Origin of the sequence: Microcoleus sp. AR_TQ3_B6 (genome assembly GCF_036702785.1) — a bacterium.
GTDB lineage: Bacteria > Cyanobacteriota > Cyanobacteriia > Cyanobacteriales > Microcoleaceae > Microcoleus.
On record NZ_JAUBVJ010000005.1, the window covers coordinates 1 to 15258 of the forward strand.

8 protein-coding genes are annotated in these 15258 nt (G+C 47.1%); 5 read left to right on the top strand and 3 right to left on the bottom strand.

Annotation, left to right across the window (positions count from 1 at the left end):
* Positions 1-215: 215 nt before the first annotated feature.
* On the bottom strand, positions 216-2426 hold the full coding sequence (locus QUB56_RS03970) for a Tex family protein (RefSeq protein ID WP_332953354.1): 2211 nt from the start codon (positions 2424-2426) through the stop codon (positions 216-218).
* Between the two features lie 169 nt (positions 2427-2595).
* On the opposite strand from QUB56_RS03970, the gene QUB56_RS03975 reads away from it, so the two are divergent.
* On the top strand, positions 2596-3456 hold the full coding sequence (locus QUB56_RS03975; RefSeq protein WP_332953357.1) for a Uma2 family endonuclease: 861 nt from the start codon (positions 2596-2598) through the stop codon (positions 3454-3456).
* A 426-nt stretch (positions 3457-3882) separates the two neighbouring features.
* On the opposite strand, the gene QUB56_RS03980 is transcribed toward QUB56_RS03975, so the two are convergent.
* Both QUB56_RS03980 and QUB56_RS03985 read right to left on the bottom strand, forming a co-directional pair.
* Positions 3883-4815, bottom strand: coding sequence for a class II fructose-bisphosphate aldolase (locus tag QUB56_RS03980; RefSeq protein WP_332953359.1), 933 nt, complete (start codon positions 4813-4815; stop codon positions 3883-3885).
* Between the two features lie 212 nt (positions 4816-5027).
* Positions 5028-5951, bottom strand: coding sequence for a phosphoadenylyl-sulfate reductase (locus tag QUB56_RS03985; protein ID WP_332953362.1), 924 nt, complete (start codon positions 5949-5951; stop codon positions 5028-5030).
* Between the two features lie 1135 nt (positions 5952-7086).
* Between QUB56_RS03985 and QUB56_RS03990 the strand changes: the two genes are divergently transcribed.
* The 4 genes from QUB56_RS03990 to QUB56_RS04005 all read left to right on the top strand — a co-directional run bounded on the left by QUB56_RS03990 (position 7087) and on the right by QUB56_RS04005 (position 15073).
* Complete coding sequence (locus tag QUB56_RS03990) at positions 7087-7257, top strand: hypothetical protein (protein ID WP_332953365.1); 171 nt, start codon at positions 7087-7089, stop codon at positions 7255-7257.
* Between the two features lie 807 nt (positions 7258-8064).
* Positions 8065-8430 carry a response regulator gene (locus QUB56_RS03995; protein ID WP_332953367.1) on the top strand — a complete coding sequence of 122 codons (366 nt, stop codon included), beginning with the start codon at positions 8065-8067 and terminating at the stop codon, positions 8428-8430.
* A 259-nt stretch (positions 8431-8689) separates the two neighbouring features.
* Positions 8690-9190, top strand: a complete 501-nt coding sequence (locus QUB56_RS04000; protein ID WP_332953369.1) for a chemotaxis protein CheW — start codon at positions 8690-8692, stop codon at positions 9188-9190.
* A 90-nt stretch (positions 9191-9280) separates the two neighbouring features.
* Positions 9281-15073 (top strand): PAS domain S-box protein, encoded by a 5793-nt coding sequence (locus QUB56_RS04005; RefSeq protein ID WP_332953371.1) that lies wholly within the window; start codon positions 9281-9283, stop codon positions 15071-15073.
* Positions 15074-15258 lie beyond the last annotated feature (185 nt).

The following is a 15258-nucleotide window of genomic DNA, read 5'->3' on the forward strand; positions in this document are numbered from 1 at the left end:
AACTTATATTGCCGAGGCGATCTCAAATTCACTCATCTTTCTAAATGCTGTTTTCTGACTTTTTCAGCAAGCCCTAAATAGTCTTCGGGGGAGATATAGGTGCAGCTTTTAGTCGCAGTCATCTAAATTTGAGGTTGGTGAGGATTACACAATTATAGCCGTAGCACGGGCGAGGGCCCGACGCGATCGCCCTTTTGCAGCTTTCCCCCAAAGTTTTAACGCCGGCGCGGGGCCGGAAGCCTCGCGCTATTGCCATTTTGCGGTTGCGGTTTTTCTTGCAGCTTCATTGTCAAACTAACCCGCTTTAACTTCTCATTCACCTCCAAAACCCGCACTTTCACAACTTGTCCGACTTTAACAATCTGTTTGGGGTCATCTACGAATCGATCGGCTAATTGAGAAATGTGAACCAAACCGTCTTGGTGTACTCCCACATCCACAAAGGCTCCAAAGTTAGCTACATTCGTGATTATGCCTTCTAATTCCATCCCAACTTGCAAGTCGGATATTTCCTTGATTCCTGCTTGGAAAGTGGCATATTTAAACTCGGCTCGCGGGTCTCTTCCCGGTTTTTCTAGTTCGGAAATAATGTCTCGGAGTGTTGGTTCTCCGACTTTTTCGGTGACATATTTCTTAATGTTTACAGTCTTGATTTTTTCCGATATTTGTGTTATCTCTGTCAGCGGCAAGTCTAAATCCTTGGCGATCGCCTCCACTACAGGATAACTTTCGGGGTGAACTGCTGTATTGTCCAGGGGGTTTTCGCCGCCGCGAATGCGGAGAAACCCGGCTGCTTGTTCAAAAGCTTTTGGCCCGAGTTTGGGAACTTTCAGGAGTTGACGGCGATTTTTAAAGGCGCCCTTTTCGTTGCGGTAATTGACGATATTTTTGGCAACTGTTGGCGTCATTCCCGACACAAATGTCAGCAGTTCTTTCGAGGCTGTGTTTAAGTCAACTCCGACATAATTCACACAGCTTTCGACGGTTTCGTCGAGTTTCTTTTTGAGCAATTTTTGGTCAACGTCGTGCTGGTATTGGCCGACTCCTATTGATTTCGGGTCGATTTTCACGAGTTCGGCGAGGGGGTCTTGCAAGCGCCGTCCGATGCTGACTGCGCCGCGAACGGTGATGTCGAGGTCGGGAAATTCGGCGATCGCCACATCGCTGGCTGAATAAATCGATGCACCGGATTCATTCACCATCACTTTAATCGGTTTTCTTTCCATGTCTGCCAAAACTTCCGAAACAAATTCGTCTGTTTCCCGAGAAGCTGTACCGTTGCCGATCGCGATTAATTCAATTTTATATTTCTCAATTAAATGCTTGACAATTTTACCAGCTTGCTGTCGCTGAGCGGCCGCTTGGTGGGGAAAAATTGCTTGATATTCTAAAAATTGCCCGGTTTCATCGAGGGCGGAAACTTTGCACCCCGTGCGAAATCCCGGATCGATCGCCAGTGTCGGTTTCATTCCCGCCGGCGCCGACAGCAGCAACTCGCGGAGGTTGGTTTCAAAAGTGGCGATCGACTCGATATCAGCAACGGCTTTATTGTGCGATCGCACTTCTGTAATTAACGAAGTCTTCATCAGTCGGTTGAAGGCATCCTTCAAAGTCGATCGATAAAACTCTTTAACTTCCGGTATCCTAGTTCTAATTTCCTGCGCTTCCAAATAAGCCATCACGGCAGATTCATCAAACGCCAGTTCCAAATCCAAGACTCCTTCCGTTTCCCCCCGAAACAGCGCTAACATATTGTGCGATTGAACGCTTCTCGCTGCAACTTGGTAATTGCGGTACATTTCAAATTTAGTGCTTCCTTCCGGGAAATCATCTTTAATTTTCGATACAAAGACTCCGGTTTTCATTAAAAACTCTCGCAAATAAGCCCGCAATTCTGCTTTTTCCGAAACCGCTTCCGCCAAAATATCCGCAGCACCTTTGAGAGCTTCTTCTGCTGTTTTAACTCCCTTTTCTTCCGAAATATATTTAGCTGCTTCCGCCTCAAAGTCTGCTGGTTTAGCCGTCGGCAAGTTCAGAGACTTGATAAATTCTGCCAGCGGTTCCAGACCTTTTTCCCTAGCAATTGTCGCTCGCGTCCGCCGCTTGGGTTTGTAAGGCAGATAAAGGTCTTCTAGTTCGTTTTTTTGCAAACACGATTCGATTTTAGCTTGCAGTTCAGCAGTGAGTTTACCCTGAGAGCTAATCGTCTCTATAATCGATTTTTTGCGGTCTTCTATTTCCGTCAGATACGTGAAGCGATCGGAGATGTCCCGCAACTGAATTTCATTCAGCAAATCCGTGCGTTCTTTGCGGTAGCGGGCAATAAACGGAATAGTTGCTCCCTCGGCTAAAAGTTCCAGAGCATTATTGACTTGAGACAGATTAATAGAAAGTTCTTGAGCAATCAGTTGAGGAATGTCGATCATAGTGCAGAAGTTCGGGTCAGTCGATTTTAGATTTTAGATTTTAGATTTTAGATTGACTTCACGGAAGAGACGAAGAAAAGTTTGAAATAAACGTTTTACAGGGTGTTGGCGCTCGTCCTGCAAGTATAAAAATGATGTTAGCATAAATGCAGTCATTTCTCAATATTATATGTTGCCTTTTAAATATCCTGTCCCGCAAACCGATCCGCCGCGATCGCCCCGAGAAACGCTGCCGACGATGTACGATTTACCCAGCGAAGACCCGGAGGAACCTGGTTTGCCTGACGAATTTCACGATTTACAGCCGCAGTTGTTGAGCCTGACGTTTCGACCTCGGAATTATCCGGCTTCTGAGATATTTAGCGGCACCGACATGAACCTTTATTATGACGTGCATCACACTCTGTGGCACAAGCGGCCGGATTGGTTTGGAGTTGTGGGAGTTCCCCGACTTTACGATCGATCCGAACTGCGAATGAGTTATGTTACTTGGCAGGAAGGCGTCAATCCATTTGTAATTGTAGAACTGCTTTCGCCGGGAACGGAAAAAGAAGATTTAGGCGACAATACCGATGAAGAAAAGTTGCCACCTCAGTCGGGAAACACTGCGGGTAACGGGCAAGTTTTGGAGGCCGAGAGGAAGGAGGAACCGCCGAGAAAATGGGAGGTTTACGAGCAAATTTTGCGGGTTCCTGTTTATGCCGTTTTCAGCCGCTATACTAACAAATTGCGAGTGTTTGAATTGAAGGGCGGACACTATCAAGAATTAGAATTGCCCGAGTCGCGAGTGTGGATTCCTGACCTAAGTTTGGGCTTGGGTTTGTGGCAAGGAGAGTTTCAGGGAATCGATCGACTGTGGTTGCGCTGGTATGATGTTGATGGCAATTGGATTCTGACTGAAGCGGAACAGCAACGGCAGCGGGCCGAGTCAGCGGAATCTAGGGCTCAACAAGCGGAAGCTCAATTGCAGTCTTTAATTCGGCGGCTGCGGGAATCTGGCATCGATCCCGATCGATTTTTAAACGGTTAGAGAGGACGGAAGTCCTGACTACAAACTGGTTCGGAGTCAGGACTTTAGGTGTTTTTTTACTTCAATAGTCCTGCATGGGAACCCAGAAACCTGGTTTTTTTACTATAGCAATTCTTGCAGGAGTCGTAAAAATTTTACCCCACCCCAACCCTCCCCGATGCCTTGGGGAGGGAGTAAGAAATTCACAAATGATTTAGGATTGCTATAAAATACTTGGTTACACACCGAAAATTCGGTAAAAAACCCGGTTTCTAGGAGTCGAAGTGCGTAAGTTCTGTTCCAAATACAGCATTTTTTAGGTAAGTGAGGTACATAGCTTTCGATAGAGGACACGGCAGTGCCGTTTCCCTACATCGATCGCTTGACGAGTGTAATTCATCAACGTGGAATCTGCTGTAAGACTGAAATCCTCACTGCACACAGGCTTTAAGAGTTGATAAGAACTTGATTATTTTCCGCTTGTTTATCGCTGGTACTCTTTGCGGTGAATTCGTCCGCGTAGGGAGATTGATGCAGATAAGCTTTACCTGCAGAACCAAAAAGTTGCAGTTTGTCAGAAATGACCGAGCGCATGGCATCGATCGCCTTTTCCATTACTTCCAACAAATCCGGATCTGACAAAGAATTGCTAGTTTTTAACACGTCCATATAAGCTTCGCGAACTTCCGTATTCACATTAAACTTAGATACACCTAATTTAATAGATTGATTAATCATTGATTCCGGCAAACCGCTAGCACCGTGCAGCACTAACGGCACTGAAACAGAAGCGCGGATTTTTGCCAAACGCGGGAAATCGAGTTTGGGTTCGCTGAAATATTTGCCGTGAACGTTGCCAATTGTTACTGCTAAAAAATCTACCTTAGTTTCTTTGATAAACTCTACTGCTTCCAATGGATCAGTCATTTTGGCGGCTTTTTCTTCGATTGTCAAACCGTCTTCCGTGCCGCTAATTCTGCCGATTTCTGCTTCAACTACCGCACCGTTAGCGTGGGATAATTTAGTCATTTCGCGCGTAAATATTAAGTTTTGTTCGTAGGGCATAGGAGAACCGTCTGCCATAATTGATTTGATGCCGGCGTCTAGGGCGAGATGAATGTCTTTTTCTGAGGTGCTGTGATCTAAGTGTACTGCGATCGGCACTAAAGATTTGCGCGCGGCTTCCATGCAAAGCGCGACTAAAGGTGATTTTCCGTATTTGAGGGCGCTGGGGTGAAGTTGCAGCATCGCAGGACTTTGCAGCGCTTCGGCGGCATCGATGACGGCTTTTACTCCTTCGAGGTTGTAGACGTTAAAAGCGCCGATCGCATAAGCGTTTCTCCGGGCCGTGTTCAGCAATTCGCTAGTTGAGGCGAGCATAAGTACCTGGGTTAAAAACTTTTCTGAATGTTAATCATCCTATCAAAGTTCGGTTGCCAGCTTATCTTAATTTTTATTTCTTGTAATTGCGAATTCTGAGGCTACTATTTGTCCGATCCGCCTTTATTCTTGAGTAAGGTGCGCGGTTCGGCGCACCCTACTATTTATGTGATGCGCCTTTATTCTTGCGCACCCTACGACTAATCCCTTTACTATTTTTGTGCGTTACCAGCGTGCAAACCGCACTCTTTTACGGTCGCTTCTTCCCACCACCAGCGACCTTCGCGTTCGTGTTGGTTCGGCAATACCGGCCTCGTACAAGGTTCGCAACCAATGCTGACAAAACCGCGTTCGTGCAACGTGTTGTAAGGCACCTCTAAAGCGCGAATGTATTCCCAAACCTCTGCCGAAGACCAGTTTGCTAAGGGGTTAAATTTAATTAATTCATGGTCGGGAGTTGAGAATGCACTGTCAACTTCAATGACCGGAATACCGTTGCGGGTACTGGGACTTTGGTCTTTCCGCTGACCAGTAATCCAAGCATCGAGAGTATTGAGTTTACGGCGCAGCGGTTTGACTTTCCGCACGCCGCAGCATTCTTTGTGACCGTCTTCATAAAAACTAAACAATCCCTTTTCTTCTACTAGGGCTTGTACTTCTGCTGCATCGGGAAACATTACTTCTAATTTAATGCCGTAATGTTTTCTGACTCGCTCCAAAAATTGATAGGTTTCTGAGTGCAAGCGTCCGGTGTCTAGGGTGAAGACGCGGAAATTTTTGGTAATTTTTGAGGCCATATCGATCAGAACTACATCTTCAGCCCCGCTGAAAGAGATTGAGATATTGTCAAAATTTTCTAGGGCAAATTTGAGAATTTCTCGCGGTGTTTTTTGACTGTATTCTGCTTCTAGGGCGGCAAAGTTGAGATTTCTTTGGATGGCAACCATATTTTCGGGTCTGAGCGTGTTCTTTTCCTCTAGCCCTTTATTATAGCCGATCGCTGTCTCTGTCTCACCGATAAATTTGACAATCAAGCAATTGGGTTCGGAACCCCCGGATTCATCCGTGAAGCGAGAAAAAAGCTCGGAATGCTCATCACCAGCCCCCGGATTCATCCGTGGGAGCGCTTTCTTCAATTCTCAAATCTCAAATCTCAAATCGATTTGGTGCGGAACCCCCGGATTCATCCGTGGGAGAGCTTTCTTCAATTCTCAAATCTCAAATCTCAAATCTCAAATCTCAAATCGATAGCCCCCCGGCTTATCAGTGAGGTCGCTTTATTCAATCTCTTCAATTTCTTCAATCTAAAATCTAAAATCTAAAATCTAAAATCGACTGACCGCCTCTTGCAGCAGTCTTGGAGGCTGGGCTTACGATCGATCTCAAGGATGGCGCCCGCTTGTCCCTGTTTTGATGAACCCAACATTCCTCTACTGGGTAAAATTGGACTGCGGCGCGATCCATTGAATTTGCCCCCCAATTATAAATCACAGACAATAAAAATATTTAAATGCCATTGTTAAAATACCTCAAATTTGACGCGCCTCATTAATAAAATAATCTCGACTATCGAGCGATATCGTGCTGTCTATTAACTTGAAATTTTTCCCTCAGTACCTGTAGTAACAGCGCCATATATACTTCCAATTAGCTCTCCGTTGCGCTGATTAAATAATTTAGCCCAAACCTCCGCAATGCACTGATAGAGTTAGAAATTAACGGCAGATAGCTGTGCGAGTACAAATTAAACGCACGGGTGGTTTACTTATTCAAAAATTATACACAACACTCAATAAACCCGGTTGTTTTACGCAAACACCCGGTTTGTGCCTGATTCCTATTATCGTTTTAGCTGGGCTATAGCAGATGTTGAAGGAAGGAAGAAGGAACGATGAACAAGGAAGTTGCAATCTTGAGCTCATGTTTCAGCAATTAAGAACCTCCTCACCGTTTGGGCGGTTACTATATTAGTTTGGTCAATATTATTCGGATTTTTGCCCTACCCTTTCACTTTTTTGGCTTATTTTAAGAAAAGTTAAGTTTATTTCATAATCTAACTGTTAGTTGGCAGTCGGCTGAAAAAATGATATGATGCAAAGAAGGAAGCATTACATCAAGGTGCTCGACATCAAAATTTAATGTCAAAGTCGAGAGTCGAAAGAGCGAGAAAATTAAACTTTTGAACAAATGGGAAGCCACTCTTAATAATGGTAGATACTGTTTAAGTAGAGAAAAAATATTTGTAGCCACTGCGGAGTCACCTGTAACCGAGTGGCCGATCGCGATCGCCCACTCGGCGCTTGGGGAATTGGCCCCCTATCCTCAAAATCTCCCGCCTGCAATCTCATAGGCTACGACACAGGCAAGCGTCTGGTCACAGGACAAGGCTTTGACAGCTTTGGGAGGGCGATCGCGATCGTCGCCCAATCGAATCACCTCTAGAAGTAGCTGAAGGCTGATTTGAAAGGACATTGCTGCAACCCTAGGAGGGTGCCCCCGAACTTTTTGGCGGCCCAGAGCGCAACAGCCCGAGCGATCGCTCCGTGCAGTATTTTTCAACTGCTGCAAATGATGTTAAATTTAGGCTCTGTACGCTCCCGAAAATTAATTGCGAATCATCGCTTCTCCCCTGGCCGAATCGATTCAAAAACTTTGGCTAAATAACTTAAGAGTATGCTCAACTTGGCTCGATTGTTCATTTGAGCGATCTGGTTCCTCAACCGCTTGTCGGGTTCCTAAAAAAACGGGCAATTTGCGAGTAATTATCGCAGCTTGAATTTGGGTTAACTGGGAATTGGTAATGGGGAATGGCTATTGGCTAATTGCTAATTGATGAGGTCATTGTTCGCGGTGGGTTAGCTTTCGCGCTCCGCAGGAAAGCAATTGCAGGGTTTGACGCGGTTTCCGTCATCGCGAGCAATGACAACTAGATAAGTCGGAAGAAAGCTAAAAAAATATCCTAAAAAATCCGGGTTTTCTATCGCACTAGATGGTTATAGTAATAGCTGTTCGTTTGAGGAAAGCCAATTACCAATTACCGATGAATTTATTCAGGGCGATTCCGTGAGCGAAGTAAATTTTTATCGCTTTTTATCGCTGACAGCCAACCTTGAGCCATGCGATCGGCTATATTATATTTGGAAGTACATTAATTTGTTCGCTTTCGCGGTCTAGTCTCACAGCCGCCGATCGCGTCAGCTTCTGAATAAATATAGTCGGCTGTCAACAACAGCAAGGAAGTGTGGAATCATGTCAAAAGTTTTAGTAGTGGATGATGTCAAAAGCGAACTAGAAGTAATCTGTCGCATTCTTCAAGATGCCGGACTGGAAGTGATCCGGGCTGGCGACGGCGAAGAGGCGATCGCCCTGATCCGAAAATTGTGTCCGGCTCTGGTCGTTTTAGACGTAGTGATGCCGCGAATGAACGGGTTTGAAGTGATCAGAGAATTGCGGGGCGATCGCGCAACAGCACACTTGCCCGTAGTATTTTGTACTCATAAAAACACCGAGATCGATAAAGCTTGGGGAACCGATTTAGGCGCCGACGCTTACGTCAGCAAACCCTTTGAACCTCAGCAACTCGTCAAGATCGTGCAGCGCCTGCTTTCGGCGTAAACAGAATATAAAGTGATGGGCAGCTTCCCAAAAAACATTATACCGACAAACCCCGTTTTTTTTTAAGAAACAGGGTTTTTGCAGCCCCTAAAAGTTTTATGTTTAATGATAGCTACCTGCTTATTTGCCAAAGCCGAGATTTATTTAACCCAAGCATTGATGCCCAAAAACTGATACTCAAAAATTCTCGCTCGCGATCGGCTTTCGGGCCAAAGCAAAACTCTAATTTGTAAACTAGACTAGAAACTAAAAATAAGCCATGAAAACAACGGCTCCCCCCGCAGCAGGGAATCAGACAAGTGGAACAAAGCAATTTCTCCTGTTCGGTCAAGGAGGCAGTCTGTTCGGCATAGAATTAGAGGCAGTGCGGGAAGTCCTTTCCCTCAAGGAACAACCGATTTCCCCGGTTCCCAACACCCTGCCATTTTTGCTGGGATTAACCAACTTGCGGGGCGAAATCTTAGCAGCAGCAGACTTCGGAGTGTTTGCCGGCATCGAGTCGGTTGATATCTACAACCCAAGCAGCCGCATCTTAGTGGTGGAAGCGCCCGATCCGCGAGACGTGAGATTGTCGAGAATGCGGATGGGATTGGCCGTCTCCCGCGTCGAAGGAGTTTTATCTCTCAATCCGGATCGCATTGTCTCAGCACTAGATGTCAGTCCCGAGCTAGCTCCTTTCTTAAAAGGTCTCTACAATTCCGAAGGACGCTTGCTAATGATTGTCGATGTAGAAGCGATCGCCCATTCCGAACGCTGGTAAAAATCTACCATACAGATAAGTCTCCAATCGCTTTCCATCAATAATTTTAACTAACGATCGCCCGCATCCGATTTGCCAATCCTTAAATTTATGATCGAACTTCTCTATACCTGGATCGCAACGACTTTCACCCTGACATTCCCTGACTTTTCGTCATCGCTGGTAGCTGGGGCTGCTAATGTCATCATTTGTGCGTGTTACTTTACGATCGCCTGGCTAATCAGCTTAGCTATGTGGCGAAACCGTCAATACGGGTTCGACATCTTCGCCACAGTCACAGCAGGCATATTTTGGACTTGCGCTTTCGGCCACAGCGGCCACGCCGCCGAATACCTAGGACTGCCGCACTCTCTGGGGGCGCAAACTGTGTCCGATTGGATAACTGTAATTGCGGCGGTCGCTTTTTTGAGTTTGTCCAACCGCTACGGCTTCTTAGTAGGTTCCACCCGAATCCTTAACTCTAAAAAAGAAACAGAACAAGCACTGAGCGAAACTACCCAGCGATTTCACGCCATCTTCGACCAAGCTTTTCAAGCGATCGCATTATTGGAGTCAGACGGTACTCTGATCGAAGCAAATCAGAGAGCGCTAGAATTGGGCGATTTCCAAGCATCAGAAGTGCTGGGAATGAAATTTTGGCTGACACCTGGGTGGGCATCATCTGCAACCAACCAGCAGCGCCTAAAAACAAACATTAAACAAGTCTCGGCCGGCCAGTTTGTCCGGGAAGAATACGAAATCACCGACGCCAACAACGATGTAAAAGTAATTGACCTGTCGTTTAAGCCGCTGTTAAATGCAGCAGGAGAAGTATTTCAAATCCTCGCCGAAGGCCGCGACATTACCCAGCGCAAACAGGCAGAAGCCGCATTGCAGCAGCTAACTGCAGAACTAGAGCAGCGAGTGAATGAAAGAACCGAGCAGCTACTGCAAACTAACGCACAATTGGAACAGGAAGTTCTCGACCGCACCGCAGTCCAAGAGCAATTAAAAGCTTCAGAACAATTCTTAAACAACATCCTCAACAGCATCCCCGACCCGATTTACGTCAAAGACCAACAGCACCGCTGGTTAATATTAAACGATGCTTTTTGTCAACACCTCGGTCACAGCAGAGAAGAACTAATTGGCAAATCCTACGACCAGTTCTTGCCCAAACAGGAAGCAGAGACATATCGAGAAAAAGACGAATTAGTTTTCTTGACAAATACCAGCACCGAAATCCAAAAAACCCTCACAGACCCAGCAGGAAATACCCGCTTTGTCTCCGCCAAAAAATCTACCTTTGTAGATGCCGACGGCAGAAAAATTCTCGTTTGCGCGATGAGAGATATCACCAACCGCGTGCAAATGGAAGAACAACTGCGGCACACGCTCGCAGAAGCAGAAAGCTCCCAAAACTTGCTGCGGACAGTCATTGACGCTACGCCAGACTGCATCTTTGTCAAAGATCTAAACTCGCGCTATACCCTAGTCAATGCAGGTTTCACCGCCGCCTTCGGCAAAACTCAAGCAGAAATTATCGGTAAAGACGACGCAGAAATTGGCATATCGGTCGATCGAATCTTCCCCAACTTCGACGCCGAAACCGATTCCCAGAACCAAATCCAAAATTTCCGGACCGAGAACCACCTCGCCCGGGGCTCCAACGACTTTGGCACCTTAGCCGACGGCAAAGTACACACCTTCGACACCCAGAAATTGCCCCTCAAAGATGCAGAAGGCAACATTTTAGGAATGCTGGGCTTGGCGCGCGACATCACAGATCGCCGCCAATCTGAACAAGAACTATTGCGGTTCAAAGCAATTTTAGAAACCACAACAGACTGGGTAGGCATGGCCGACTCCCAACAGCGGGTCATTTATCTCAACCGCGCCGCCAGAGAAATGTTGGGAGTTGGCCCGCACGCAGATTTAACCGGAATCAACGTTTCTGACCTGACATCCCCCAAAAGTATCGACACTCTTGTGAACGTCGGTATCCCCGCAGCTTGCCGGGACGGGGTGTGGAGTGGCGAAACTGTTTGGCAGAGTTTAGACGGCGAAGAACTACCAGTTTCTCAAGTAGTTATTGCCCACAAATCCGAGAATTCTGAAGTTGAATTTATCTCAACGATCGCCCGCAACATTACAGAACGCAAGCGCGCAGAAGAAGCCTTGCAGCAGAACTTGCAAATGCTCGACCTTGCCAGCGACGCCTTGATCGTTCGGGATATGGACGGTACGATTAGTTATTGGAATCAGGGAGCCGAACGGATGTACGGCTGGACAAAAAAAGAAGCCTTGGGGAAAAGCACTTATACTTTATTGCACAGCATTTTTCCCCAGCCTTTAGCAGCTATCTCGGCACAGTTAGAAGAGCAGAATTATTGGGAAGGAGAAATAATTCACACCACCAATTATGGCACAAAAATCACCGTATTTAGCCGCTGGAATTTGCAGCGAGACGAACAGGGCAAACCGAAAGCAATTTTAGAAACTAACAACGATATCACGGAGCGCAAGCAAGCCGAAATCGAAAAGCAAAGATTGATTTCGATCGTAGAAAGCAGCTCGGATTTTATCGGCACGGCAACCCTGGAGGGAGAGGCAACATACCTGAATCCCGCGGGAATGAAACTAGTAGGATTGCCCAATATTGAAGAAGTCAAAAGCAAAAGTGTTTATGACTTCTTCTCAGCAGAAGATGTTAAGTTTTTCCAAGAAGAAATCCTGCCGCCTACTGTGCGAGATGGTTTTTGGCAGGGTGAATTCCGCTTGAGGAACTTTCAAACCGGCGAAAACATTCCGGTTGACTTCACCATATTTACCGTCAAAAACCCAGAAACCGGCGAGCCGATCGGGTTGGCAACAGTTACTCGCGACATCAGCGATCGCAAACGCGCAGAAGAGCTGCTGCGCGAGCGCGAAAGACTGTTCCGAGCCATTTTCGATCAATCGTTCCAATTAGTGGGGCTGCTCAAACCCGACGGCACCGTTTTGGAAGTCAACCAAACAGCCCTCGATGTCGCCGGACTCAGGCGCGAAGACTTCGTAGGGACGCAGTTTGTAGATAATTTGTGGTGGGAAATTTCCCCAGAAGCCAAGCAAAAAGTCCAAGCTGCGCTGGCAAAAGCCGCCGCCGGCGAGGTAGTCCGCTATGAAGCCGAGGTGCTCGTTGCTGGGGGTGCTGTGATAACTGTGGACTTCTCCCTCAAGCCGATCGTAGACGACAGCGGTAAAGTCGTGCTGCTGATTCCCGAAGCTCGCGACATCAGCGATCGCAAAGCCCTAGAACGAGAATTAGTTTTGCGTCAAAATCGCTTTGACGCATTTTTCACAGCCGCCCCCACCTCAATGTGTATTTTTGACGAGCAGTTCCGCTTCGTGCAAGTCAACGAGAAATTAGCGGAAACCACCGGCGTCTCAGTTGCCGAACACCTCGGTAAGACGATGAGGGAGGTTGTACCCGAAATGAGCGATAACCTAGACCCGCTGTTGCAGCAGGTTCTCGCCACCAACCAACCGCTGTTAAACGTTGAGGTGTCGGGATCGCTCTTCCACGAACCGGGCGTCGTGCGAGATTGGCTGGCGTCATACTTTCCTTTGCCCGGATCTGAGGGCAAACCCATCGGTATCGGGGCTGTGGCGATCGAAATTACCGATCGCAAAAAAGCAGAAGTAGAGCGCGATCGATTTTTTACCCTTTCCCTAGACTTGATTTGTATTATAGATTTTGACGGCAAATTCAAGCGCATCAATCCGGCTTGGGTAACAACCCTCGGCTACAAGGCGCATGAACTCGAAGACAACTATTATATCGATTTAGTCCATCCAGACGATCGCGAAGCAACCCAAGAAGAAGCAGCAAAAGTAGCCAGGGGCTGCGAAGTAAAGTCTTTTGAAAATCGCTACCGCTGCAAAGACGGTTCCTACAGGTGGCTGTCGTGGAAAGTGCGACCTGAAACCGAACAAAAGCTCATGTATGCAGTTGCTCGCGACGTTACCGAAAGCAAACACGCGATGGTGCAACTGGAACAAACAACAGCCCAATTAGCCAGTTCCGAAGCGCAATTTCGGCAACAAAGCAATCTCTTGCAACTGCTAATAGACAGCATTGGCGACGGCATAATTGCTGCCGACGAAAATAGCAATTTTCTTTTGTTCAACCCCGCCGCCCAAGATATCTTTGGCATGGGTGCGACAGAATATCGTCCCAACGAATGGTCAACAAAATACGGTTTATTCTTGCCCGATACCGTAACTCCCTATCCCCCAGCCGAAATACCTTTAGCGCGCACGGTTCGAGGAGAAGCCTTTGACGACGTAGACCTTTTCACGCGCCACGCAGGCAAGCCTGACGGTTTGTGGGTGAAAGTTAACGGCCGGCCGCTCAAAGACGAAACCGGCGCGCTTAAAGGCGGCGTAGTCGTGTGCCGCAACGTCACCGAACAAAGAGCATCCCATCAGCGAATGCAGCAGTTGGCCGAGACACAGGAACGCTTGCTGCAAGAACTCAAAACTCGGCAAAATGCCCTAGACGAAGCTGCGATCGTCAGCGAAACCGATCTCCAAGGCACGATTACCTACGCCAACGACAGATTCATGGAAATATCCGGTTACAGCATGGCAGAACTCCTGAACCACAACCACCGCCTCATCAATTCGGGCTACCATCCCAAATCATTTTTTTCAGAAATGTGGATGACAATTTCTCGCGGTTTGGTGTGGAAAGGGGAAATCAAAAACCGACGCAAAGATGGCTCCTGTTACTGGGTAGATTCGACGATCTCCCCCATCTTTGATACCAGTGGCAAAATAGTCAAATATATCGCCATTCGCTTTGACATCACCGAGCGCAAAGAGGCAGAAGAACGACTGGAAAAATTGGCAGCAGAACGCAAAGCTGAAGCTGATTCTCTGACGCAGCAAGTCCTCAAATTGTTGGGAGAAATTAAAGGCGCTGCTCAAGGCGACTTGACAGTCAGGGCGGAAGTGACTAACGACGTTTTAGGTGCTGTCGCCGACTCTTTCAACTTCTTAATCAGTTCTCTGCGGAAGGTGGTAACGGGAATTCAAACTTTAGCCGAACAGGTAACATCTGCCACCGGCGAGTCGATTAACAATACCAGTCAACTCACCCAACAGGCGGAAATTCAAGCCACAAAAATATCTGCCATCATGCGGGAAATCGAGCGGATTGTGAACTCGATCCGCGACGTGCGAGATGTTGCGGTGCGCGCCGAAACAGTTGCCCAGCAGTCTTCTCAAACGGCTGAAGTCGGCGGGCTGGCGGTCGATCGAGCTGTCGAAGGCATTAACGGCCTCCGGGTGACGATCGCCTCTACCTCAAAAATGATGAAGCGTTTGGGCGAATCTTCGCAGCAAATTGGCAAAATCGTGACTTCGATTTCTCAACTTGCTTCGCAAACTAATTTATTAGCTCTCAATGCTACTATTGAGGCGGCCCGAGCCGGCGAACAAGGTTTAGGCTTTGCAGTTGTCGCCGAAGAAGTGCGGAAATTAGCAGAAAGATCGGCCGGCGCTACTGAGGAAATCTCCGAAATTGTCGGTACAATTCAAGAAGAAATCAGCCGCGTGATGAAGGCTATGGAATCGGGGACGCTGGAGGTAGTGGAAGGCACTAAGCTGGCAAGCGAAGCTAAAACTCACCTCAATGCCATCATCGAAGTTAGTCGAGAAATGAATGCTTTGGTGCAAAATATTACTCGCGCATCTGCCAAGCAAACTGTTTCGGCTGAGGAAGTTTCTAACAGTATGCAGCAAGTCAACGAGATTGCTAATACGACCGCACAAAAAGGTGCCGATGTCAAGGCTTCTTTGGACGATCTGTCTGGTTCGGTCAGCAAATTGCAAAAGTCGGTGGCGAATTTCCGCAGTTAGTCTGTTGACGGTTGACTGTTGACAGTTGACAGTTGACGGTTGACAGTTGACAGTTGACTGTTATACGACTCACTAATAACTATCGTTGTTGTCGGGGCGGGTTGATAAATATCCTGAATGCGAATTTATAGATAATCGTGAACTCACCCTCGCAACAATTACAGTTAAATAACGGGACATCATAT